At 43.1% G+C, this 23,845-nt stretch carries 23 protein-coding genes; 10 read left to right on the forward strand and 13 right to left on the reverse strand.

Features of this window, described 5'->3' with window-relative positions:
- Positions 1-66: 66 nt before the first annotated feature.
- The 5 genes from V7L01_RS31105 to V7L01_RS31125 form a co-directional block, all read right to left on the reverse strand.
- Positions 67-525, reverse strand: a complete 459-nt coding sequence (locus tag V7L01_RS31105) for an aspartyl protease family protein (RefSeq protein ID WP_335041811.1) — start codon at positions 523-525, stop codon at positions 67-69.
- A 107-nt stretch (positions 526-632) separates the two neighbouring features.
- A complete protein-coding gene (gene secA, locus V7L01_RS31110; protein ID WP_335041813.1) occupies positions 633-3,425 on the reverse strand; it encodes a preprotein translocase subunit SecA in 2,793 nt (930 codons plus the stop codon).
- 479 nt (positions 3,426-3,904) lie between these two features.
- The gene (locus V7L01_RS31115) at positions 3,905-4,498 is read right to left on the reverse strand and encodes a cytochrome C (protein ID WP_335041815.1); all 594 of its coding nucleotides are present in this window, start codon (positions 4,496-4,498) and stop codon (positions 3,905-3,907) included.
- Positions 4,499-4,989: 491 nt separating this feature from the next.
- Entirely contained in the window at positions 4,990-6,036 is a 1,047-nt protein-coding gene (gene rtcA, locus V7L01_RS31120; RefSeq protein WP_335041817.1) for an RNA 3'-terminal phosphate cyclase, read from the reverse strand.
- 144 nt (positions 6,037-6,180) lie between these two features.
- Positions 6,181-7,548: an FAD-binding oxidoreductase gene (locus V7L01_RS31125; protein ID WP_335041819.1), complete on the reverse strand. Its 1,368-nt coding sequence runs from the start codon at positions 7,546-7,548 to the stop codon at positions 6,181-6,183.
- A 285-nt stretch (positions 7,549-7,833) separates the two neighbouring features.
- On the opposite strand from V7L01_RS31125, the gene V7L01_RS31130 reads away from it, so the two are divergent.
- A complete protein-coding gene (locus V7L01_RS31130) occupies positions 7,834-9,063 on the forward strand; it encodes an ABC transporter substrate-binding protein (RefSeq protein WP_335041821.1) in 1,230 nt (409 codons plus the stop codon).
- Positions 9,064-9,132: 69 nt separating this feature from the next.
- A complete protein-coding gene (locus V7L01_RS31135; protein ID WP_335041824.1) occupies positions 9,133-9,537 on the forward strand; it encodes a hypothetical protein in 405 nt (134 codons plus the stop codon).
- Positions 9,538-9,574: 37 nt separating this feature from the next.
- Here V7L01_RS31135 and V7L01_RS31140 read toward each other — a convergent pair whose 3' ends face one another.
- The 3 genes from V7L01_RS31140 to V7L01_RS31150 are packed head-to-tail and all read right to left on the reverse strand — an operon-like array spanning position 9,575 to position 10,678.
- Positions 9,575-9,859, reverse strand: coding sequence for a hypothetical protein (locus tag V7L01_RS31140; protein ID WP_335041826.1), 285 nt, complete (start codon positions 9,857-9,859; stop codon positions 9,575-9,577).
- A 6-nt stretch (positions 9,860-9,865) separates the two neighbouring features.
- Positions 9,866-10,174 carry a hypothetical protein gene (locus V7L01_RS31145; RefSeq protein ID WP_335041828.1) on the reverse strand — a complete coding sequence of 103 codons (309 nt, stop codon included), beginning with the start codon at positions 10,172-10,174 and terminating at the stop codon, positions 9,866-9,868.
- 21 nt (positions 10,175-10,195) lie between these two features.
- Complete coding sequence (locus V7L01_RS31150) at positions 10,196-10,678, reverse strand: tetratricopeptide repeat protein (RefSeq protein ID WP_335041830.1); 483 nt, start codon at positions 10,676-10,678, stop codon at positions 10,196-10,198.
- Between the two features lie 255 nt (positions 10,679-10,933).
- Between V7L01_RS31150 and V7L01_RS31155 the strand changes: the two genes are divergently transcribed.
- The 4 genes from V7L01_RS31155 to V7L01_RS31170 all read left to right on the forward strand — a co-directional run bounded on the left by V7L01_RS31155 (position 10,934) and on the right by V7L01_RS31170 (position 14,834).
- Entirely contained in the window at positions 10,934-12,193 is a 1,260-nt protein-coding gene (locus tag V7L01_RS31155; protein WP_335041832.1) for a GTP cyclohydrolase II, read from the forward strand.
- Positions 12,194-12,349: 156 nt separating this feature from the next.
- Positions 12,350-13,567 (forward strand): URC4/urg3 family protein, encoded by a 1,218-nt coding sequence (locus V7L01_RS31160; RefSeq protein WP_335041834.1) that lies wholly within the window; start codon positions 12,350-12,352, stop codon positions 13,565-13,567.
- Between the two features lie 29 nt (positions 13,568-13,596).
- Entirely contained in the window at positions 13,597-14,232 is a 636-nt protein-coding gene (gene upp / locus V7L01_RS31165) for a uracil phosphoribosyltransferase (protein ID WP_335041836.1), read from the forward strand.
- A 251-nt stretch (positions 14,233-14,483) separates the two neighbouring features.
- Positions 14,484-14,834 carry a DUF2294 domain-containing protein gene (locus tag V7L01_RS31170; RefSeq protein WP_335041838.1) on the forward strand — a complete coding sequence of 117 codons (351 nt, stop codon included), beginning with the start codon at positions 14,484-14,486 and terminating at the stop codon, positions 14,832-14,834.
- Between the two features lie 16 nt (positions 14,835-14,850).
- On the opposite strand, the gene V7L01_RS31175 is transcribed toward V7L01_RS31170, so the two are convergent.
- The gene (locus V7L01_RS31175) at positions 14,851-15,252 is read right to left on the reverse strand and encodes a response regulator (RefSeq protein WP_335041840.1); all 402 of its coding nucleotides are present in this window, start codon (positions 15,250-15,252) and stop codon (positions 14,851-14,853) included.
- A 393-nt stretch (positions 15,253-15,645) separates the two neighbouring features.
- The gene (locus V7L01_RS31180; protein WP_335041842.1) at positions 15,646-16,944 is read right to left on the reverse strand and encodes a CCA tRNA nucleotidyltransferase; all 1,299 of its coding nucleotides are present in this window, start codon (positions 16,942-16,944) and stop codon (positions 15,646-15,648) included.
- A gap of 86 nt (positions 16,945-17,030) precedes the next feature.
- Here V7L01_RS31180 and V7L01_RS31185 point away from each other — a divergent pair, with 86 nt between their 5' ends.
- The 3 genes from V7L01_RS31185 to V7L01_RS31195 all read left to right on the forward strand — a co-directional run bounded on the left by V7L01_RS31185 (position 17,031) and on the right by V7L01_RS31195 (position 19,446).
- Complete coding sequence (locus V7L01_RS31185) at positions 17,031-17,279, forward strand: Ycf34 family protein (RefSeq protein ID WP_100899275.1); 249 nt, start codon at positions 17,031-17,033, stop codon at positions 17,277-17,279.
- Positions 17,280-17,993: 714 nt separating this feature from the next.
- Complete coding sequence (gene tsaB, locus V7L01_RS31190) at positions 17,994-18,650, forward strand: tRNA (adenosine(37)-N6)-threonylcarbamoyltransferase complex dimerization subunit type 1 TsaB (RefSeq protein ID WP_335041844.1); 657 nt, start codon at positions 17,994-17,996, stop codon at positions 18,648-18,650.
- A 334-nt stretch (positions 18,651-18,984) separates the two neighbouring features.
- Complete coding sequence (locus V7L01_RS31195; protein ID WP_335041847.1) at positions 18,985-19,446, forward strand: hypothetical protein; 462 nt, start codon at positions 18,985-18,987, stop codon at positions 19,444-19,446.
- On the opposite strand, the gene V7L01_RS31200 is transcribed toward V7L01_RS31195, so the two are convergent.
- On the reverse strand, positions 19,438-20,355 hold the full coding sequence (locus V7L01_RS31200; protein WP_335041849.1) for an AEC family transporter: 918 nt from the start codon (positions 20,353-20,355) through the stop codon (positions 19,438-19,440). The two genes, V7L01_RS31195 and V7L01_RS31200, sit on opposite strands and share 9 nt — an antisense overlap.
- 102 nt (positions 20,356-20,457) lie before the next feature.
- On the opposite strand from V7L01_RS31200, the gene V7L01_RS31205 reads away from it, so the two are divergent.
- Complete coding sequence (locus V7L01_RS31205; RefSeq protein ID WP_335041851.1) at positions 20,458-21,261, forward strand: M15 family metallopeptidase; 804 nt, start codon at positions 20,458-20,460, stop codon at positions 21,259-21,261.
- Between the two features lie 76 nt (positions 21,262-21,337).
- On the opposite strand, the gene V7L01_RS31210 is transcribed toward V7L01_RS31205, so the two are convergent.
- Both V7L01_RS31210 and mrdA read right to left on the reverse strand, forming a co-directional pair.
- Positions 21,338-21,610 (reverse strand): hypothetical protein, encoded by a 273-nt coding sequence (locus tag V7L01_RS31210; RefSeq protein WP_335041853.1) that lies wholly within the window; start codon positions 21,608-21,610, stop codon positions 21,338-21,340.
- Positions 21,611-21,638: 28 nt separating this feature from the next.
- The gene (gene mrdA, locus V7L01_RS31215) at positions 21,639-23,459 is read right to left on the reverse strand and encodes a penicillin-binding protein 2 (RefSeq protein ID WP_335041855.1); all 1,821 of its coding nucleotides are present in this window, start codon (positions 23,457-23,459) and stop codon (positions 21,639-21,641) included.
- Positions 23,460-23,845: the final 386 nt, after the last annotated feature.

Below are 23,845 nucleotides of genomic sequence, written 5' to 3' on the forward strand. Positions count from 1 at the left end.
TGAGATGAGATTGCTCTACAGACAAGTCTTCACATTATTCAACGATTGCAGGAAACAAGCGATCGCTTACAATACACTCAGATAAGTTTGTTCAGAATTCATCGGTAAAACCCGCAACTTCCGATTTTTAAGGTCTGGTTCTAACCCTAAAACTTCCATAGGCGTCACGCCCAAAAGGGCATAAGGTACTTCTGTGAGTTCCAGACAATCAAAAGTTCCTTGACGTTCTGCAATACTAAGTTCAACATCTCGGAAAATCCGCCCCTGTTGCACTCCAGCAGCAGTCTCTACCTGGGCTTCTCCACCTTGGACTAAACCTAGTTGACTAATAATGCTAGCAGGTAAACACAGCAAGGTTGCACCCGTATCAACTAAAACATTATCCAGAATATAAGAGCGAACTTCCTCTGGAGAAATAAAGCCTCGTTGAGCCAAAACTCGATCGATTCGATTCGTGAGAGTGAGGGTAACTATTACTTGTCCCATTTGCTTACCCTGAAAATTTGGCAGTACGAGTTTACCCATTTCAGCCAACTCCTGAAAACAAAATATTTTTGAGAGATGCCTTAAAACACAAAGACGCAAAAGCACTCTCAGCGCCTTTGCGTCTGTGCGTAAGAGATATTCCTTACTTACACCATCTCAGACGAAGCCTGCATCATCTGCTGCGGTTGCGGCTGGAACATGAACAATGAGTACACCACATCTCGGCGAATGTTAACCATCATATCCAAGAAGAGTTCGTAACCCTCGCTCTTATACTCAATCAACGGGTCTTTTTGCCCATAACCACGCAATCCTACCGATTCGCGCAAGGCATCCATTTGTTGCAGGTGTTCCCGCCAGAGGGTATCAATCCGTTGCAAGATAAAAAAGCGTTCAGCTTGGCGCATTAGTCCGGGTTGAACTTGGTCAATTTGCGCTTCTTTAAGATCGTAAGCAATTCGCACCTGTTCGTGGAGGAAGGCTTTAATCTCAGTAACAGACATATCCTCTAATTGATTTGGCTGCAAATCCGCTAGCAGATAGACGAATTCTTTGACTTTCTCAACCAACTTTTCTAACTCCCACTCTTCCGAGGGCAAGTCTATGTTGATGTAGTAGTCAACGATGTCATCCATCGTTTTTTCAGCGTATTTAATCACCTGTTCTTTCAAATCTTGACCTTCTAAAACCCGGCGGCGTTCAGCATAAATAGCACGACGTTGATTATTCATCACCTCGTCATACTCAAATACCTGTTTACGAATGTCGTAGTAGTAGGTTTCAACTTTTTTCTGTGCGCCTTCCAAACTGCGGGTGAGCATCCCAGATTCGATGGGCATATCTTCTTCTACGTTGAAGGCTTGCATTAATCCAGCAACGCGATCGCCACCAAAAATCCGCAGTAGGTTATCCTCTAAACTGAGGAAGAATCTTGTTGTTCCAGGGTCACCTTGTCTTCCTGCACGTCCGCGCAACTGGTTGTCAATCCGCCGTGACTCGTGGCGTTCTGTACCAATTACGTGCAAACCACCGATTCCCACTACCTCATCATGTTCGCGAGTAGTAAATTGTTCGTATTCTCGCTTAACGCGGTTGTAAGCTTCCCGCAATTTCAAAATCACAGGGTCGTCGATGGGAGCTTTTTCGGCAGCTACAGCTACCTTGTCTTCTGCTTCCAGTTCCGATAAACTGCGCTCGCCATACTCACGCACGGCAATTTCTACTGCATCTTTAAGTAGTTTTTCTGTTTCTTTTGTTAACTGGGTGGGGAAAATTTCTGGCGAAGCCCGCCAAGTTTTGACTTTTTTGCCAGGGACGAAGCCTTGACCACCGCCGTGTCCTGTAGGTAATCCGGCTGGTCTTTGCACGCCAAAGGTATCTTCATCTTCTGGCATGACGATTCGGGGCATGAAGTATTCCCGCAGTTTCAGACGCGCCATGTATTCGGAGTTCCCACCGAGGATGATGTCTGTACCTCTACCAGCCATGTTAGTAGCAATGGTAACAGCACCTTTGCGTCCGGCTTGGGCGACGATTTCCGCTTCCCGCTCAACGTTTTCTGGTCGGGCGTTGAGTAATTCGTGGGGAATCTCCAGTTGCTTCAGCAGTCGGCTGAGAAGTTCGGATTTTTCCACACTAGTGGTTCCCACTAATACAGGTCTGCCGAGTTCGTGCATTTCGGCACATTCTTTAGCGATCGCTCCCCACTTGCCTGCTTCTGTCTTAAAGACCATATCAGACAAGTCTTCGCGTCTTCTGTCACGGTTGGTGGGAATTACTGCGACTTCCAGTTTGTAAATTTTTTCAAATTCTGGTTCTTCCGTTTTTGCCGTTCCGGTCATTCCACCGAGTTTTGGATACAGCAAAAACATATTTTGATAAGTAATTGTCGCTAGAGTTTGAGTTTCTGGCTGAATTTCTTCGTGTTCTTTGGCTTCAATCGCCTGGTGTAGTCCATCACTCCAACGCCGTCCGGGTAGCACCCGACCGGTAAATTCATCCACAATTACCACTTCCCCATTGCGGACGATGTAATTTACGTCCTTGAGAAATAGTTCTTTGGCTTTAATCGCATTAAAAACAAAGTGCGCCCAAGGATCTTCTGGGTCAAATAAATCTGTGACTCCCAAAAGATTTTCGGCTTCAGCAAAGCCTTCATCTGTTAATAGCACGTTACGAGCTTTTTCATCCACATCGTAATGCTCGTCTTTTTTGAGTGTGAATGCGATTTCAGCGGCTTGCAGATACTTTTCTGTAGGTCTTTCTACCTGCCCGGAAATAATTAGTGGTGTCCGCGCCTCATCAATTAAAATCGAGTCTACCTCGTCAATCACGCAATAATTGAACGGGCGTTGCACCACATCTGCCATTGATGTCGCCATGTTATCCCGCAGGTAGTCAAACCCTACTTCGCTGTTGGTGACATAAGTAATATCGCAATCGTAATTTTTCTGGCGTTCGCTGGGAGTCATGCTTGCCTGGATTAACCCCACACTCAGCCCCAAGAATCGATGCACCTGTCCCATCCATTCCGCATCTCGACGAGCCAGGTAATCGTTCACCGTGATCACGTGGACACCTTTACCAGTGAGGGCATTCAAATAACTTGGCAAGGTGGCAACCAATGTTTTACCCTCGCCGGTTTTCATTTCGGCAATTTGCCCTACGTGCAAAATGATACCGCCAAGGAGTTGGACATCAAAGTGCCGCAAGCCTAAGACTCGCTGTCCTGCTTCCCGGACAACAGCGTAAGCTTCTGGCAAGATGTCATCCAGAGTTTCGCTTTTGGCAAGCCGTTGTTTAAATTCGGCGGTTTTACCTTTTAACTCATCATCAGAAAGAACTTTAATTTCTTCCTCTAAAAGGTTAATTTCAGTAACAGAAGGTTGGTATTTTTTAAGCTTACGAGCGTTGGGGTCGCCCAACAAAAGTTTTAGCATGGCAGATTATAGAACTGAATCAAGGGGGATGGCGATTAAAGGGTCGGCATTGATTATAAACATTTAACCCAACCAACCGTCTTGGTCGTGGATGGGTGTGAAAGGAGAATTAACTCAAAAACAGGACAAAAACTAGCCAATCATTTAGTAAACTGATTGGTTTTAACTCTTATCTTATATTTAGTCTTTCTTCATAGTATCATTTTGCCCTCAGATGGGGCCGGAGAAGGAGCGGGGGAATAGAGTTAGAGACGCGATTAATCGCGTCTGTACAAGAGTTATGAGTTATGAATTTTTCAACAAGAAAGGCAGTTTTTTGCTGAAGGAATACTGTATGCCTTCTGGAGCGACTAGAAGGAGCAAGGGTTTGAATCCCCCACAATTTCTGCGTGGCTTCTGAGGTGAGGTTAAATCCCCATTATTTTCTATCCCCCTTGCTCCCTGCCCCCTGCTCCCTTGCCTCTTTTTCAACTCCTAATTCACTTCCACTCTGGTGTCAGGCGGCGGAAATTGTAATCACTAGCACTGGGATGACAGCTGACACAGCTGCCAACCTGGACGGGACGCGGTAACTTAACTCCTGGATGCAAAGCTTTGAAATAACGTGAGTTGTCAAGGCGATAGGGTGTTTCTTCGTCGTCTAACTGGACACGAGAGAAAGTTGAAAGATATTTCCACACTAAGATACGGGGCGGATCGACTAAAGGCTTTAGTTGTGCGCCGTAATGCTGCGAGTCTTGCAGGAGATTTTTCCAAGTTTGAGTGGGTAAAACGCCTGGTGGTAAGCCGATGTGGCATGTGGAACAGTTTTCTAAATACAGTTCTTGCCCCAGTTGGTACTGTGCAGGTACTACATCAACAGTGCCAATTTCAGCGCTGGGAGTAGCACTTTGGGCGTTAGTTGCCAAGGCTAGAAGCCAGCCCATAGCTAGGCTCCAGGTTACAATTACCAGAAGTAAACCGAAAAATTGGCGTTTGAATTGGCGTTCGGCGCTTTGCTGTAGCGTTTGGCGATGGCTATAGGGCGGGCGACTTTCGCGATCGCGGGTTTTGCGCTTGACAAAAATTGACATTCCTCACATTCCCAGATATTTAGAAGTGGCGCTTGTGCTAATCATAGGACTTACGCAGTCTTGGCAGTGTTTCAGGTTTTTCGTAAGTATTTTCGGTAAGCAACATGGCGATGTCTATTGGCAAACCGCTCTACGTCGGGCGTATCTCTCCATGAATAACAGTAATATAAATGTCTATTCAGCACACCACTGACCATGCAAGTAAAAATATCTTGGTAGTTTTAACCTGAGTAACTAAAAAATCAGCCATAATATTTAAGATTTCATCATTGGTAACCGATGAGAAACGTTTAAAATGTGGTTACAACAGCTTAAATTGTCGTTAGTTTGTTTCTGACTAAAATTTTTTAAATTAGTTTTTAATTTTTATTAAAATTTTCTCTAAAACTTGGTATTTTTAGTTAAAAATAGAAAAAGTTACAAGATTGATTTAAACTTTTTTATTGAGTAGTGCTTTCTCATAAATTACTACTAAAGTAATAACACTTATTTCAACTAATCAAACTCTTTACTGACACAACTTTCTGAGCTTCATCTACTGTTATCTGCGCCAATCCAAACTGTTCAATAACCGCTGCATTTGTCGTCAAATGTCTACTCACCTCAGCCACGCGATAGTGACTTTCTTGTGAGGCTAAAGCAGCTGGCAATAATAACTGATCTGCTAAATGTTCATCTACTGCTGCACCGGTTTGATGAAACTCAAGCAGTTGCTGACAAGCAATTTCTGCAACTGTCTCCGCCGACAACCGTAATCGCCCGAATCCACCAAAGCCAGTCAAGCTGTTCTGATACTCAGCAGTTAAAAAAATACCTGCCCCAGGTGCTACACCTTTTTCTCGCAAGGCGTGTACAGCAACTTTCAAATGAGCTTCCCGTAACAAATTTTCGGCACGATTCGCCATCCGTTGGGGAATATGGGAAGGCAATTCTGTCACCACTGCTAGCCCTCGCACCTGTTGTAAGTCTCCGCGTTCTAGCAAGTTAATACCGTTGAGTTTACCACCGCCACTCACCTGCAACTCTACCTCTCCCCCGCCTTGGGGAAACCACCCCCAAGCACCTAACTTGACTTGGGCTTCCACTCCCATACGTTGCAATATGGGCAGATAAACTTGCTCTATATACGTCACTGTCGGGCTAAAGTTTACATGAGTTCCCCCCTTTAGTGTTACTTGGGAATTGCCAGATGCTAGTGCCAAAGGTAAAAGAATTGTCTGTAAAACTAGAGCGATCGCACCCGCAGAACCACCTTGTTGTGCTTTACTAACATCAAAGGTATAAGTTCCAGGTTGCACAGCACTACCTGGGATGAATTCCAGCAGCATTGAACCCAAAGCATCACCCTGTAGTTGGGCATTACAAATTCTCGCCGCAGCCCGAACTGCGGTTAAATGTTGTGCTGCTAATCCCGGCTTTTTGCGTCCAGCGCGAATGCCTGAAATCAGTATGGGTTCGCCAGTGATGGCCGCTAGACTTAAGGAAGTACGAAGAACTTGTCCGCCTCCCTCTCCGTAGGAACCGTCAATTTCAATCATGGGCGATTTTAGAATGTTGGATTTTGGGTTATCCCCACGGTTCTTAAAATCAAACCACAAATTATAAACGCCCAGCAACTAGCTTTTTGGAGGGAGGTTACACAAATATACAGAGAGAGTTCTGATATGTGTTTCTGTAGTTTGCTAATTTTGAATTGGGAATTGAAGAACCTTGCTTTTACCGGGGTTCATCAACCCATAGGGGTCAACTATTTCTTTAAATTTTAACTGTTCAGGAGCAATAACTTTTCTGCCGCCATCTTCAATAATATACGTATGAGGATTGGCAATACTCACACCCTGTTCTTCGTGATAGCGGATAATCTCCTTGAGGCGTTCTTCTGTGGTGTAGCGCACAAGTTGCAAAGCACCAGGAACTACGGCACCGTTTACCCGAAAAAATTCCAAATGCATCATTACCTCATCGCCGAAGTGATGATACATGTGCTCTACTAATTGCAAATTGCGTAAGCCCAGCCCGCCGCAGGCATCGCGAGGAAACATACTTTGTAAGTAGGTAATATCAGTATCTACACTCCGGGCGTGTAAGGTGGTGTGATTCCAGCTAAATTCTGCTAAATGTGTACCTTTCTCCGCTTCCTGCGCTGATTTTTCATAAGTAATTTTGCCGCCATATTGCTGCACCAAACCCGGTAAGAATTCCAAACTCGGTTCGGAAATTATCAAAAATACTGGGTGAGTCCCTTCAGGAATGTACTGTTGTAGGGCGTGAAAATATTGGGGAATTTGGGATGCAAAGACAGAAATTAACTTCTTAATCATGCCATCAGCATTGCCAAGAGCCTGACCAAACTTTGCTGCCTTCATAAACTCGTCAAAAGTGACAATGACTTCAGCCCAAGGATAAGCTGGCCCTAAGGGGATTTCGGCTTCGGTGATGATGCCGTTAATTCCCCAAGCGTGATTCACCTTTTGCACATCGTCACCGCGTAATTCGATCGCACGGGGTTCATCTTCTACAGTTATTACTCGCAGTGCTAGGATATTACCGCGATCGCCTAGTAACCCATATTGTATCGAACCAATGCCCCCACTTCCCCCAGCAATAAATCCGCCAATTGTCGCTGTGCGGTACGTGGAGGGTGCCATGCGGATTTCCCAGCCGATTTCTCGTGTTTTTTTATCTAACGCCGCCAACTTCACCCCAGCTTCTACCCGCGCCACCCCCGGCTTTACCCAAAGAATCTCTTGCATCCGCGTCATATCTAAAATTACGCCACCGTGCAACGGTACGCATTGCCCATAATTTCCAGTTCCCGCACCCCGCACTGTTACGGGTACACGATGTTTCGCACAGGCGGCTGCAACTTTTAAAACCTCTGCTTCATTGGCGGGACGCACTACGATATCCCCGACTTTTCCCTCTAGTTTCGGCACAAGCACCGGGCTAAAGCTGTGATAATCCTGGGATAATTTTGCGACTTGGGCGTAGTCAGTGATGGTTTCTATGCCTTCTAGAGAATTAATTAGGGCATCTAATGTTGTCGTCATAAATATCCTTTTTTTAACGCAGAGGAACGCTGAGGGAAGCGCAAAGGTTCTCAGAGAAGTTTATTCTCTGCGTAAACCTTTGCTACCTCGTGCGTTTTAAAATCTTAATTCTCATGTCTCACAGCACTTTCATGCCACTTACTTAATATAAAGTCAGATAGGGCACTCAAACCGACAAAAATTAATACACCGAACCTGGTTGTGAGGAATAATGCTGCAAACATCTGAGGAATTTGTAAGTTGTAGCTGGAGAGTAAAATTAACAAACATCATGGTCACGCATCTATGAAAAAAGCGCTCATACATCAAACTGTCTTACTATTTACATGCTCTATGCTGCTGGTAGCTTGTGGTAAAAGTGGCAGTAATGATGCAAATTCCGCAAATAATCCAACAGTGACCACAGGTGTAGCTAATGCTATTCCTATCGGTATCGCCTTTGCACAAACGAGTAATGTAGCATTACTTGGTCAAGAAGGAACTGATGGAGTAAAAATTGCTGAGAAATATTTTAATAAAAAAGGAGGCATCAATGGTAGACCAATTAAATTAGTCTATCAAGATACTGGTGCCGATGAAGTTGGAGCCATTAATGCTTTTCAAACTTTAATTAGTAAAGATAAAGTTGTTGGCATTGTTGGCCCTACCCTCTCACAACAAGCTTTTAGTGCTGACCCCGTAGCAGAACGCAATCAAGTCCCAGTTATTGGAGCATCAAATACTGCTAAGGGTATTCCCGAAATTGGTAATTATGTGGCTCGTGTTTCTTCATCTGTTGCTGTTGTCGCTCCTTATTCAGTAAAAGCTGCACTCAAACAAAATCCTCAAATCAAAAGAGTAGCTGTATTCTACGCTCAAAATGATGCTTTCAATAAGTCGGAAACAGAAATATTTCAGAAAACAGTTAAAAATTTAGGATTGGATTTAGTCACAGTCCAAAAGTTTCAAACTACAGATACCGACTTTCAAGCTCAAGCTAGCGATGCGATTAATTTAAAACCAGATTTAGTGATTATATCCGGGTTAGCTGTAGATGGAGGTAATTTAGTTAAACAATTACGAGAACTTGGTTATAAGGGAATAATTGTTGGTGGCAATGGTTTTAACACATCACATATATTTTCTGTATGTAGAGCGCTTTGTGATGGCGTGATTGTGGCTCAAGCTTATAGCCCTATCTATGTGAGTGAAATTAACACCGCATTTCGCAAAGCCTACCTTGAACAATATCATAGGGAACCACCCCAAGTAAGTGCTCAAGCTTTTGCTGCTTTACAAGTATATGTAGAAGCTCTTCAATCTTTAGATAAAAAAAGTAACATTAACAAATTAAAACTGCCACAGTTGCGTACAGAATTGAATAAAGAGTTACTAACAAAAAAGTTTCAAACTCCTCTCGGTGAAATTGCTTTTACCCCAGTAGGTGATGTAATTCAAAAAGAGTTTTACGTTGCACAACTCAAGATGGAACCAAATGGTGTCGATGGTAAATTTTCTTTTTTAAGCATAAAATAGTTACAATATTGCTGATTTTATGCAAAATGCAAGAGGGAAATAGGGAAGCAGTGTTTAGTAACAATTAAAATGCGTTCGCCCTATGCTGTGCCCTTGACTGCATGTGACATAGCAGCAATAATCTCAAAATATTACAAATTATCTCAAATTTCTATTGAGAATTACATATTTATAACTACTGAAAGCATATATAAAAAAGATGTAGAAGACTATGCTGCTAATCTTTATGAAAAGACGGGAGGCGTAGAGATTGTAGTACTTGATTGTCTTAGGTTTTTACGGCATTTTTTGCACTTGTTTCATCGCTTACGGATGCAGTTTGTGGAGGAATATCAAAAGCTTGTGCTTGCAGAACCCGACAGTGCAGTTAGTCAACCCTTAAAGGAGGCTTTTTTGGCATTGCGCCAAGCTGTTGAGAGTGTTGAAGTGGAAATCAACTCAGATATTGAGACTGAATTAGATACTCCACTTTGAGAAATAGCTAAAAAGCTGGAGAATAGCAAGCGATCGCTTACTTCTTGTAATAGCCTACCCCTTTATTCGCAAATTGCAAGGTGTGTGCTTTCTTGTAGTTAACGTTGGATTTAGAAATCTTAGTATCAACCATGCTGTCAAATAGTGATTTCCAGCTTGCGTCACTCATCGCCCCAATACCTTGTTTTTCTGCGGCATCAGAAAGGATAATTCCATATTCTGGAAAATTACTGGCTGCGACTGTGATTTTGGGAATACCTTGTGCTATGGCATTCACGGCATCTATGCCATAACCCACAAAGAAATCTACCGCACCCCCCATCAACAATTAAGTACCACTGGGAATCTGCGGACTGCCCATTTTAAAAGTGACATCTAAACCGTAGTCTTTGTAAATACCAGTTGCGTAGGCGCAGCCCGTCGTAGACATCGCCTGGTAAAATCCACCGTGTTCTGCTTGTGCTATCCAGTTTGTACCAAATGTAACTTTATCCAACCCAGAATTGCTATTTGATGGTTGGTTGCTGTTAGTATAAACAGCAATTAAGCTACTACCAATCCTGATAGAACCGTATTGAATAAAATTGCGGTGACTAAGGCGATGAATTGCTGTTGATGAGGGTGATGACGGATTCATAAAACAGTATGACGCTCTCTCCTATTTGCCGTTGTAGCTGAATCTAAATGTACATTCTAGAATCAACTTTTGATTGACTAGCGAATAGGGCTGAATTTCTAGAGCGCGTTGAAAAGCTTGGATCGCTTCACCATACTCTCCTAGTGCCGCATAACACAAGCCCATACCGTGAAGCGCACCAAAATGTATTGGATTTATCTGCACAACCATCTGACAATCTAGCAGAGATTTTTGATAATCACCAATACTATAATAGAGGAAAGCTCGGCGATTCCAGGCTTCGGCAAAATCTGGCTGGTCTTTAATTAGTGCCGTCAGCGCTGTTTCGGCTTCAGTAATTTCACCTGCATCCAGTAATTTTTGACTGCGGTCAATTATTTCCAGCCCATAGATTCCCTTTTGTTGAAACCAGATCCGCCAGATTTTTCTGGTTGCTTTTTCGCGGACTGTGGCATCCGGGTTTTTCAACTCTTCAAGTAAGGAATTGATAGATAAAGAATCCATGAATTTGAGATCAGTGAATATACGTTTGTATTAACTTTCTCACAAAATATATCTATTAAATGGATTTTAAAGCCATCTTTAAATTTGCGGTAATTTATTGGTAATTATGAATTTTCTGTGTTATTTATTGTATTCAGCATATGACTAATACCACACTCGACATTTAGAGTCCTAAAAATAAAAACTGACTAGAGGGAGTTGACAAATCCCTAGTGGCTAATAGCCGATTAAAACATCCTAAAAAAAATAATGACAATGCCAAAGCAAAACGACGTTTCCAGGCATATTGTTCTTACTTCCCATCCTAGTAGCTTTGGCCCTAAACCAATCCCCATTCAATGGGGAGCAGCCAATCCTATGGAACGCGGACCGATTATTGCCACGCTAACTAAGCAGGCACATCGCAATGTGATTGGCACTCACTCTGGCAGTTATGCGATTTATCGTGCTCTAGCTGTGGCTAGCGGTGCTTTACAGTCGGATCATCGGGCGGATCTGACGAATACATCCCCAGTAGAGCATATCGGGCCTCATCCTAGTTGGGCTGACCCTGATAAAATAGTATCCCTCGACCCCTTTGGAGCGATCGCATCTGAAGTTTTTGCATCCTATTACCAACAGGGATATGATATTCGTCCCACGATCGCCATTACTCAAGCTCACATCAATATGCCAGAACTGCAAGATGCAGTAGACAAAGGTCGTTTGCAGGTAGATGGTAAGGTGATGAAACCAGGTGGCGATTTAGTTGTCACCAAAGCCGCAGTTGAGCCAGTTTGGTATTTACCAGGAATTGCCAAGCGTTTTGGGATTGCAGAATCACAGTTGCGTCGCGCTTTATTTGAACAAACTGGGGGGATGTTTCCAGAATTGGTGACGCGATCGGATTTGGAGGTATTTTTGCCGCCAATTGGGGGTGTGACAGTGTATATTATCGGTGATTTGGCTGCGATCGCCGATCCCAATAAACCTGTAGCTGTGCGGGTTCATGATGAATGCAACGGTTCTGACGTGTTTGGCTCAGATATCTGCACTTGTCGCCCCTATCTGGTACATGGGATTGAAGTGTGCGTCCAAACGGCACAGGAAGGCGGTGTGGGTATAATTATCTATTGTCGCAAAGAAGGCCGCGCTTTAGGAGAAGTGACGAAATTCTTAGTTTACAATGCCCGGAAGCGTCAAGAAGGAGGCGATCGCGCTGATGCCTACTTTGCGCGTACAGAATGTGTCGCCGGAGTGGAAGACATGCGGTTTCAAGAATTGATGCCGGATGTGTTGCATTGGTTGGGCATCACCCGCATCGATCGGATGGTATCGATGAGTAATATGAAGTACAACGCCATCATTCAGGCGGGAATTGAGATTGTAGAAAGAATACCAATCCCAGAGGATCTGATTCCCCCTGATGCACGGGTAGAAATGGAAGCTAAGAAAGCTGCTGGATATTACACCACAGGGGATGTATTAGATGCAGATGGTTTGGCTGAGGTGAAGGGACGAGGGTTGGTGGAGTAGGGAGTGGAGGGGCAGGGGAGGCAGAGGAGGCAGGAGGGGCAGGGGAGGCAGGGGAAGAAGAATTATTGATTAATGCCCAATGACAAATGACTAATGACTAATGACAAATGACAAATGACTAATGACAAATGACTAATGACTAATGACAAATGACTAATGACAAATGACAAAGAAGAATTGATTGCATATCTTCGTTCCCCGGCGGCAATTCGGGAACGTTGTGGGCAACTGTTTGCATTGGTAATTGAGGGACAATCGCGTTATTTTACTTGCGATTTAACACAGTTGACAAAGGTAGCTGATTATGTAATTGAAGTCATACGCTGCGACTACCCGGATCTCGAAATTCCGTTTCATAGTCGTTGGCGACATTTTGAAGTTGGGGGTGTACCGCGTTTAACCCAGTTAGATAGCCAGTTAGCGGGACTAACGCCTCTGGAAAAAGCTGCTGCTAAGTTTGATTTGGCAATTGTCAGTGTATTGTTAGATGCGGGTGCGGGGAATGATTGGCATTATGATGAGCAGGAGACTGGGTTAAATTTGGTGCGATCGGAAGGTTTGGCTGTAGCCAGTTTCCAAATGTTTTGTCAAGGAACTTTTTCGAGTAATAATTTGCCTCAGGTAGATGCTCAAAGATTGCAAGTATTCACAGAAGCAGAACTTACAACTGGGTTTCAGGTAAATATCAACAATCCTTTGGTGGGAATTTATGGGCGGTTGAGATTATTACAAAAATTAGGTCAAGCTTTAGTTGATTCACCTAATTTGTTTGGGAATGAAAACCCCCGTCCAGGGAATTTGGTAACTTATTTATTGAGCAAATCTCAAAACGGGCAGTTAGCTGCTGCAACTGTTTTCAGTGCAGTTTTAGAAGGACTGAGTGATATTTGGCCTAGCAGATTAGAAGTTGCTGGCGTGAATTTGGGAGATGTTTGGCAACATCCATCTGTTGCTGATGATGGTTTAGTACCATTTCACAAATTGTCTCAGTGGCTGACATACTCTTTATTAGAACCACTACAGGAACTCGGTTTGGTAATTACTGGTTTAGATGCCCTGACTGGATTACCAGAATATCGGAATGGGGGATTATGTATTGATTTGGGACTGATTAATGTTAAACATCCAGATGTTTTGCGATCGCCCCACTCAGTAGCATCAGAAGTTATAGTTGAATGGCGTGCTTTGACTGTGATTCTCTTAGATAAAATTGCCGCTACAGTGCGCGAAAAGTTGGGTATGAGTCCCAAAGAATTACCACTAGTAAAAATCCTGCAAGGGGGAACCTGGACAGCAGGACGTAAAATTGCCGCTGAACTCAGAATAGGTGGTACATCCCCTATCCAAATAGATAGTGATGGCACAGTATTCTAGTCAGCTATTAAATAACTATTCACTAAAATATGTACAACCAAGTAACACTAATTGAACATCCATTGATTCAGCACAAATTAACGTTGATGCGTAAAGCTGAAACCAGTACGACAAAATTCCGTACTCTCCTTAAAGAGATTAGCCTATTGTTAGCTTATGAAGTCACACGCGATTTACCGCTCAAATATGAACTGATTAAAACACCACTAGCCCCAATGAATGCGCCAATGCTTGCTCCTGATAAAAAGTTGGTGCTAGTTTCTGTAATGCGGGCGGGACAGGGAATTTTGGATGGAATGCTGGAGTTAATCCCATCAGCACGGGTGGGGCATATTGGTTTATACCGCGATCCGAAAACCCTGATTCCTGTTGAGTATTATTTCAAAGTTCCTCATGATGTTGACCAGCGAGATATGCTCGTGGTAGACCCAATGCTCGCCACTGGGAATTCGGCTGTGGCCGCTGTGGAACGGCTGAAATCAACTAATCCCTTATCAATTAAGTTTGTCTGCTTACTCGCTGCACCGGAAGGTATCGAGCGTTTTTGTGATGTACATCCTGATGTACCCCTGTATACCGCCGCCATTGATGACCATTTGGATGAACATGGCTATATTATTCCTGGGTTGGGAGATGCAGGCGATCGCTTGTTTGGCACAAAATAAGCTGATGATCCATGAGTAAGTGACGATCGATGCAGTAATTAAACGGACACTGGATGAATCATTGATTTACCACTTTTACATCCGTCAAATTTGGTATTTTTAAGTAAAAAAACATAGTAAATACATTACTTTTTTACACTAAATTCATATACAAAGTAGATAATTTTAACCGACTATTTTACGATAATTTACTATAATATTGAATACTTCGATTCCGACAGTCAAACGATAATATTACATCGTAGCTGCTAATGATACAAGCTAATATTGGACAATTAGAAAAAGAAATATCACAGCAAATCATAAAATTATATATTGATAGAATAGGTAAGGCTCCTAGCCAAATTATTTGCCATTTTTTTGATAGTGAGATTGTAATTTCTTTAGAAAACTCTGTTACCCAAGCTGAACAAACTCTTCTGAAGGGAGGTTATGATAGTTTAGCTGAACAAGTACGATTGTATTTAGAGAAATTAATTAAACCAGAATTGAAAAATTTGATTGAGATAATTATTGGTCAATCTGTCCTTGACCTGATGACAAATACAAATTTAGCAACAGGTCGTACTGGAATTATTGTGGTTTTAAATCAATTACCTTAAATTCGTAATCCTAAATCTATTCCCCAGGAAAATGTAAATAATTTAGCTGACTGATGTGGCGACTGATTACCTCTTCTAACTGATTAAAATCATAGGGTTTAGTAATGCAATCATCAAATCCTATGAGCATTGTGGAGTCATCATCTTGTGTCATTGTTAGAGGAGTTACTGCAATGATTGGGATAGTAGCAGTTTTTGAGTCGTGTTTGAGGCGATCGATGACTTGGTTGGCGTTCAAATTAGATAGCATCATATCTAGCAAGATTAAATCTGGTTGATGAGTTTGTGCCAATATCACAGCCCTCACCCCTTGTTTGGTACAGATGCATGAAAAATTTAATATTCCTAGATGAGAATTAAGTAGCTCTAAATCATGTAGGCTCTGTTCTACAACCAAAATTAAAGGCTGTCGATTCATAAGCGGTTAATCCTGTCCAAAAAATGCTAGGCATAAAGACTCCAACCATCAGGAAAACCTAGAGGTCTTTTTTTGTGGTAAGTGCTTAAGTAAATATATAAGACTATCTTCAGACCGCTAATATTATGTCCGGATAAATAATTATGATTCCCACAGTCATTGCACCCCTCCCCGCTCTTCGGGAGGGGAGACAAAGCATAGCTTTGGCGGGGTGGGGTTCTTCGGGTTTAATAAGTAATCAAGCGGACATGATATAACTAGGGCATGAAAAGAATAGGCTGGTAATCCATCAGGTCGTGCATCTGCGCTGAATTTTAGGGAAGGATATAACGAGGCAGTCATAATATCAAGCAAATAGTAGCATAGCTGATGCTTGTAGCTGCAAATTTAACCCTAAAGTAACTTACGTGCAAATGCGATCGCCTCTGTTGGTGTTGAAACTTTCCCCTCAGCTTGTGCTACGGCAATTTCTGTCAACAGTTGGCCGATGATTGGCGAAGCTGGAATATCTAGTGCTATAATCAACTCCTTCCCGCTCACTAGTGGAGTGGGATGAGCGACTAGATCGTCAGGGTTTAGGTAGCGGTCGATCAAAGGTGCCCAAATTAGGCAGCGTCTTGCTTTGGTTTCCACTGCTGTGTGTAGTGGCTTGTCATCAGACATTGCCTCTACCAAATTATCAAGTGCTACAGCTAGTACTGCCATAGCGGGAAAGACAATATCTGCGTCATGGAAGAAAAAGTATTGTTCTCGCAAGGACATATCGACTACTTGAAGTTGCGGTAGCAGTTTCAAGGCAGTAGTTACACCCCGGATTTCGGCACGACTATAAGTTAATTCCTGTAGTTCTATTTCTGCTAATTCCGGATCTGGGTTGACAAGACAAGCAAGTTTAGCAATACCTAACCAACTAGTTTTGATACTATCGCGGACATACTCTTGCAGTTGTGTCCCTAGTTGTTGCCAATTTTGGGTGAGTAAAGCTGCTGCTTCGTCAACTGCTGCTAGTTTAAGCAAGCTTTCACGGGTGGCGTTTTTGAAGAAAGGGGCAAGTAAACCATCTTCCCAAGCACTTGTTATCCAAGGAGTACCCTGAGAATTTGCCAGGAGATAGCCAATTTCTACCCTAACTCGTTCGGTTGCTACTTTGCTGATATGTGATGCCAAAGAACGAATTGCGGCTTGGGTAGCTGGCTCAATAGTAAAACCTAATTGGCCGGCTTGGCGATAACCTCGCATTAACCGCAAAGGGTCATCTTCTAAGTTGGCGGGTGATATCATTCGCAAAATGCCCTGTTGTAAGTCTGCATAACCTTGCAGAGGATCGACGAATTCTTGCGTATGGGGATTATAAGCGATCGCATTTACTGTAAAGTCCCGTCTGTGCAAATCAACTTCTAAGCTATCTCCTTCTTGTTGGGCAAAGTCAGCTGTAGCGTGGGGAAAAACCACACGGGCAATTTGTCGCTCTGCATCGAGTAACACAAAACCAGCTTTGTAATGATGAGCGATCGCTCTCGCTACCTTTACCGCCTTAGATGGTATAACAAAATCTAGATCCAGATATTCGCGAGTTCTGCCAAGGATAGCATCTCGGACAGCCCCACCTACCATATAAGCGGGTTGTGGCAAGAATTCCAAGCTGAAAGGCCAATTTTCGGGAGCTAGGGTAGAAAGAATTGATTCGTGCATTGTAATAAAAATCAACCCAGCAACTCATGAATAACAGTTGGGCTTAAGTTAGATTAACAATAAAGGCCCCTGGAGTTGGTTCTATTATGTGTATTTGCGTGAACTGCCACTATGTAGACCGATGTGTTACTTATCATGCTGTAGAAGGGCAGCACCAACAGCCTCACTTGACCGAAACACCAAATTTTGATCCGAATGAACCTTCTATCAATGTCAACATTCGGACTAAAGATGATGTAATTGAAATGGAATGGGATGTTGTTGGTTGTCTGAGCTTTAAGCGCGAAACTGGTAAGTGGTCGAAATTGCGTCCTGGTGAATTAGTGCCGACTTGAAAAGTCAAGAGTAATATGTTATCCCTCAGCCCATTAATAACAGAACCTTGACAATTCAATTCCAAATTTCTTAGTGAGAGTAAAAGTATTTATTTTGACTTTACACACGTAAGTTTTTCGTGGGGGTATAGCGATCGCTCAAACTCTAATTCTTTCGTTTACCCCCTCGACAAGCTGCTGTGTAAACATTTCAGGGGATGTACTGTGAAATTTTTGTCAATAGTTTTTGCTTATTGACAAATAAATTAGACCCCCTCGAAAATGAGCCTTCAAAACCAGCCACCGTAAAGGTTATAGAAGGGTGGGGTTTTACAATCACTTACCCCTCACGGGGATGGAAACTCTAAAACAGTAGCCGAAATAGAAGTTTGTACCATTTTTGTTTTCTAATCACTTTCCCCTCAAGGGGATGGAAACCCGCCGATGGCTTCATTCAGACACTTTTCAACATCAAGTTTTCTAATCACTTTCCCCTCACGGGGATGGAAACTCTAATAGCTGGATTACTCTTACAGCTAATTCTCTAGGTTGTTTTCCAATCACTTACCCCTCACGGGGATGGAAACTCTTTAATATGTTGAATGACTACCGGAAACTGCGAGTTTTTTAATCACTTTCCCTTATGGAGATGGAAAAAAGCTGAAAACTTAGAACTATGATGTGGTTGAATAGATAAATCCAGCCAACTCTAAACAATCAATATTTTAATTAACTTTGACCACAGAACTAAAACACCTCACAGCCACAAAATACGCTTTATCACTGCACACCACTACTCCCGAATTAGGACTAGCAATTAGTAATTTTGCTGGCGATACTCGCTCTCAAATTTGGAATTTGGGGCGTGATTTATCTAGCCTAATACATCGATATTTAATTGAATTTATCAAACCGCAAACTTGGGCAGATTTTTCATTTATCGCCGTGGCAAAAGGCCCTGGCGGCTTTACAGGAACTCGGATTGGTGTTGTTACTGCTCGTACTTTGGGGCAACAGCTAGATATCCCTGTATTTGCGATTTCAACTTTGGCTGCCGTAGCTTGGGCAGAAGTAGGTAAAAGTCAAAATATAAAAACTTTTGCTGTGGAAATGCCAGCCCAACGAGGTCAAATTTTCGTTGCTATTTATCAGTTTGAGCCAGATACTTCTAAACTAAAAGTGTGTTTGTCAGATAGAGTGTTGACACCAGAAGCATGGCAGAAAACTTTAGCAACTTGGAACACTAATTATCAGTTGATTCAAGCTCAATCTGGTTTAGCAGGAACGGTGACAAGTATTTTGGAACTAGCTAATCTCGATTGGCAAGAGGGCAAATTTCCTAATTGGTCAGAGGCTTTGCCATATTATGGGCAGCATCCAGTAGAGCTTTAACTGATATGCGTCAATTCCTTCGCCACGTTCTAATAATGTTAAGGAATCGCGCACAAATAATTTACTTATAGAGCAATACGCTTGGCTTAACGCTAAAACTAGTTGTCAAAGTCAATTTTTTATTATGTAAACGGGTTCGCGCAGCGTCTCGTAGAGAAGCGGCTTGCCACAGAACAAGAGTTTAAGCAAATTTATACAAGCATGATAAGTAGCACTTTTTCCACTTGTGATGTTAAAACCGTAAAAGTTGAGAGTAGCAGCTATTCTGGGGTTATGCAAAATCCCTAGCTGATATTGATATATAAAATTTGTTCTTCTAATAAAGATTAAATGTATGGATCTAACAGAATTAAAGTGGACTAAAAATGTCAATCATCAGAATAATGATAAATATTGGGCTTATCAAGATATTGACCTAGATTCAAATATTTTTCACTTAAATTGGAAAACAGAACAAGCAGAGAATGCCCTTAAACCACAGGAAAGCCAACTCATTCTTTTAAGACAGCGTACTAAAGTAACGCATATCGTCAAACTTCTAAACAATACTTTGTATCCAGATCCTGACGATGGAGAATTTGGTATCTCCCGTCTCGTTCAAGTCGTTTGGATAGCAGATTATCCGAGTGCATCTCCAGAACAAAACATGGTGTTTGGTTATCGTGTACATCTTCAAGGGGGTAAAGTGATGAAGTTGGGAACCCCTACATTCAACAAACATTGGGAAAGCCGAGGCGGATTAGTAGGATTTCAAAATCATGTTGCATCACAGTGCATAAATTCAAAATCAAAATAGCCACAGCCAAACTGGGAGAGTAACCAGCAATACTATAGCCCCAGCAGCTAAGGCAGTAACTGTCAAATCGCGATCGAGATTGAATGTCTCAGCAATTACCAGCGTGGCGAAAGCTGGAGGCATAGCCATTTGTAAGACAATTACCTTTGCTGTGGAACCAGTTAATCCAAACAGTGGTAAGATGCTGCCCAATATCAAGGGAACTAACAGCATTTTGATTCCCAAGCTCATCCCTACTTGTGGTAGGCTACGCCAAGATTTGAGCAGCGCCAGTCGCATTCCAATTAACACCAGAGATAAAGCTACACTACTCCAAGCAAATTTCTCTAACCAGAATTCCGCGACTGTGGAAATTGTCACCTGCCGAAACAGCAAGCCAAATCCGAAACCCCACAGCGCAGGATTAATTAAAATGGCCCTAGCAGTCTGCCAATGATTCTGGACACCGCCGCCAAAACGGGCTGCTAGTAATACACCCAAGCCATAAGTTCCTGGGAATGAACCTAACAAATCGTAGAATAGCGCCCAAGCAAAGTATTCCTTGCCTAGCATTGCTAAGGTGATGGGAAAGCCAAGATAACCTGTATTACCCAGCATTGCGGCTAATATCAAGCTAGCCTGAGTTGGTGCTTGGGGGATAGTATTTCTAAAATAGGCTTGTGCTTTAATCCCTAACCAAGCTAAAAATGCTCCTAGTAAAATGGCCAGGTAAGCGAAGGCAGGTGCAATCCAAATTTGCCCTGACAAGCTGGATTGACGCAAAAACGATACTATGCTGATGGGTACTCCCACCCAAAAAAGAAACTGTCCCAAACGTGTAGGAACTGTTACAGGTAGTTTGCGTCCCAGAATAAAACTTACCAGGACTAATCCTCCCAGCTTGACGTATAGTTCTAAAAGGTTTGTCAAGATTGCGCCTAAGAACCACAGATGTAAAATGCTACCTGTTACGTTTACTTTTGTCCAGTGCAAAATCTGTTATGGCTATTCCACAAAAACAGGAGTTTACCCTTGAATAAGGCAGGGTTTTCTGGAAGACCGCAAAACTCATCGAATGACCTTGGTGATGATATTCCAGTGGCTGTACGCGATACCCCTGATGCAACACCTAAATTTTGGTTGCAACCCCGAATTGTGCTGATTGGGGGAGTAGCGGGATTTGTCTTGCTAGCTTTAATTAGCGGTTTTTTGTTTTTCGTCACAGCACCCAAAAAAACCGCTGATTCTCAACCTTTACCAGCTACTTCTGCTCCTGCAACTCCAACAGCATCTAATAATTCCAGCGATACTGTGTTAGGGCATTTTCCATACCCAGAAGCGCCTGAGTCAGAACTAGTAACCATCTCCGCAAATAGGGGCATTAGAATGCGAAAAGCTGCTGCCCAAAAGTTTGAGGAGATGGTAGCAGCAGCGCGGAGTTCAGGTGTAATTTTAGTGCCAATTTCTGGCTTTCGCTCAGTCAAAGACCAGGAGCAGTTATTTTTTGCTGTCGGTGCCCAACGAAATCAAACGCCAGCACAACGGGCTGCTCTCAGCGCTCCTCCTGGTCATAGCGAACATCACACAGGTTATGCTGTGGATGTTGGAGACGGATCGGTACCAGCAACTAATCTCCAAACTAACTTTGACAATACCAAGGCTTATCGGTGGCTGCAAGCAAATGCAGCGCGTTTTAGCTTTGAAATGTCATTTCCTAAAGATAATGTTCAAGGTGTGAGTTATGAGCCGTGGCACTGGCGTTTTGTAGGCGATCGCAATAGCTTGGAAATGTTCTACAAAGCCAGAAATTTGAAACCCGCCAAGATTTCGCCATAGGAGTTACTCGATTTCAGATTTTTCATTAAATCCAAAATTCAAAATCTAAAATTGGCAGAGTCAGGAGTAATTGGTTTTACTCCCTCTCCCCTAATGGAGGCTGAAGCACTAGTTCTGTAAGAACTGGACAGTAGTATTCAGCAATTTTCTTAGCGATCGCATCTGGTCGGGAAATTTTATCTAGATTGCAAAGTAAAATCACAGTAATTTTGTCATCAATAAACCGGGTAATGTTACTTGCGAATCCTAATATTGAACCATTATGACCAACTACTCGGCGATCGCCATAATTGAATACCCACCAACCTAAACCTGCAACATATCTCAACTTTTCCCAATCAACGTCCAATGCCTTATATCTACCTTCATCTGCTGTTTTACGGACTCTTAGGCGCTGGTTTCTGATACTTACCTGGATACTTGCGCTGAAAATATTCTTCCATAATTTGTAAGATCATCGGCGCAGCAATGCTACCACCACCGCCACCGGAATGTTCAGCAAATGCCACAATCAGAACTTCTGGCTGTTCAGCCGGCGCATAGGCTCCAAACCAAGCGTGATTTTGCTTAACACGACCCTTCCACGCTTCAGCAGTACCACTTTTACCAGCGACTGCGGGAACTGTTGGTTGCTTCAAAGCCTTACCAGTACCTTCAGCTACCACTTTCCGTAGTCCCTGACGCAGAACACTTATGGTTGTCGGCTTCATATTTAAAGATGAGCGCCAGCTTTTTGCTTGTTCATTGTCTTTAAGCAAATGCGGCTGGACTCGATAGCCACCATTAGCAGGCACAGCAAACATAATGGCGACTTGCAACGGTGTAGTTTGTAAAGCACCTTGACCAATTGACATATTAATGCTGTCCCCTACAGTCCAAGGTATCTTCCAAGTTTTTTGCTTCCATGCTTCATCTGGTACTAAACCTTTTGCTTCTTCGTTGGCAAACTCAAAGCCAGTTTTTTTACCAAATCCATACTTGCGAGTCCATTCAATTAAAGTTGGGCCGCCAACTCCCCGACCAATTTGATAGAAGAAGGTATCACTACTCCACTGTAATGCTCCGACAAAACCCAATGGGCCGAACCCGGCGTGATTCCATTCACCAAATCGGGTGCCACCAAAACTTAAGGAACCGTAGGTTTGCAAGACTGTGCTAGGAGAAAATTTACCTGATTCTAGTCCGGCTGTGGTGGTGACAATTTTGAAGGTGCTAGCAGGGGGAAAAGCGCTGAGGGCGCGATTCACCAAAGGATGATCGGCACCTTGGACAAATTCCCAATCTTTTTGGGTAAGCTTCTGCTTTGAGAAAATATTTGGGTCAAAAGTGGGGTGAGATACCATTGCTAAAACCGCACCGTTCTTTGGATCGAGTGCCACGATCGCACCGTCGCGATCGCCCAGAGCTTTTTCTGCTGTTTTTTGCATATCTAAATCTATGGTCAAGTGCAAATCGTGACCAGCTTTCGCCTGTTTCTCCCCCAAAACCCGGAGTGGCCTACCTGCACCATCCACTTCTACCTGCTGACCGCCCCATTCGCCCCGCAGACTTTTTTCATAAGCTTTTTCAACTCCCATTTGACCAATTACATCACCCAATCGGTAGCCTTCTTGTTTCTTTTCCTTTAATTGATCGGCAGTCAGTTCTCGCGTATAGCCTAATACATGAGCTAATTCCTTGCCGTGGGGGTAGTAACGAACGGCTTCTGTATGAATTTCTACGTCTTTAAGTTCGGTTTGATACTCCTTCAACGCTGTAATTTGCGCTTCGTTCAAGTTACGAGCAATTCGTATGAGTGAAGAAGAGTTAGCACCTGCCTCTTCTAACTTTTTTTCAATCTCTTCTTGGGGAACGTCGAGAATTTGAGACAGACGCACTCCCACAACTGACCACGCAGGCTTAGTATGCGCCATCGGCCACAAATATACAGAGCGAGGATAGCGAGTACTGGCTAAAAGTTTGCCATTGCGGTCAAAGATATTGCCTCGTTCTGGTTGTTTGGGGATCATCCGAATCCGATTTGACTCGGCTCGTTTTCGGTGGCTTGCTCCTTCAGTAATTTGCAAATATGCCAAACGAACGCCGATTCCCGTCACCATCAATAGAGTAAATATAATTAAAAATAGCGGCTGGAAACTCTGTCCGACTGTACGTGTATTTTGTTTTCCGCCAAGTGGAGATGGTTTTAATAAAGTCATAAGACAAAGAGGATTTCAAAATTAAGATTATCTGTAAGTAACTCTGCTAAATTCTTAGCAGGTATTTAATGGCAAACTAATTGGCAATGATTAATTGTTTTCAATTGATACCATAAGCTAATCTCTTCAATTGCATCGCCCAAAGGCTTTTTGAACAAAAGGTAGGGGGCCAGGGAAGCAGGGAACAAGGGGGATAGTTCAGGCGGGGATTTGACACTTCGGCCCTTCTTTAGGTAGACGCTGCGCGTAGCTTGCTTCCACGAAGTGGTACGACTTGCTTAGGGCTTCGCAGAGCGTCTCCTAGAGAAGCCCCGTCCTTCTTTGTCCGCTTGAACTGGGGCAGAGTACAAGCTCTGTCTCAGTTTTTCCCCCAGCAAAGCGCCCCC

The sequence above is a fragment of the Nostoc sp. genome (genome assembly GCF_036917095.1).
GTDB lineage: Bacteria > Cyanobacteriota > Cyanobacteriia > Cyanobacteriales > Nostocaceae > Nostoc.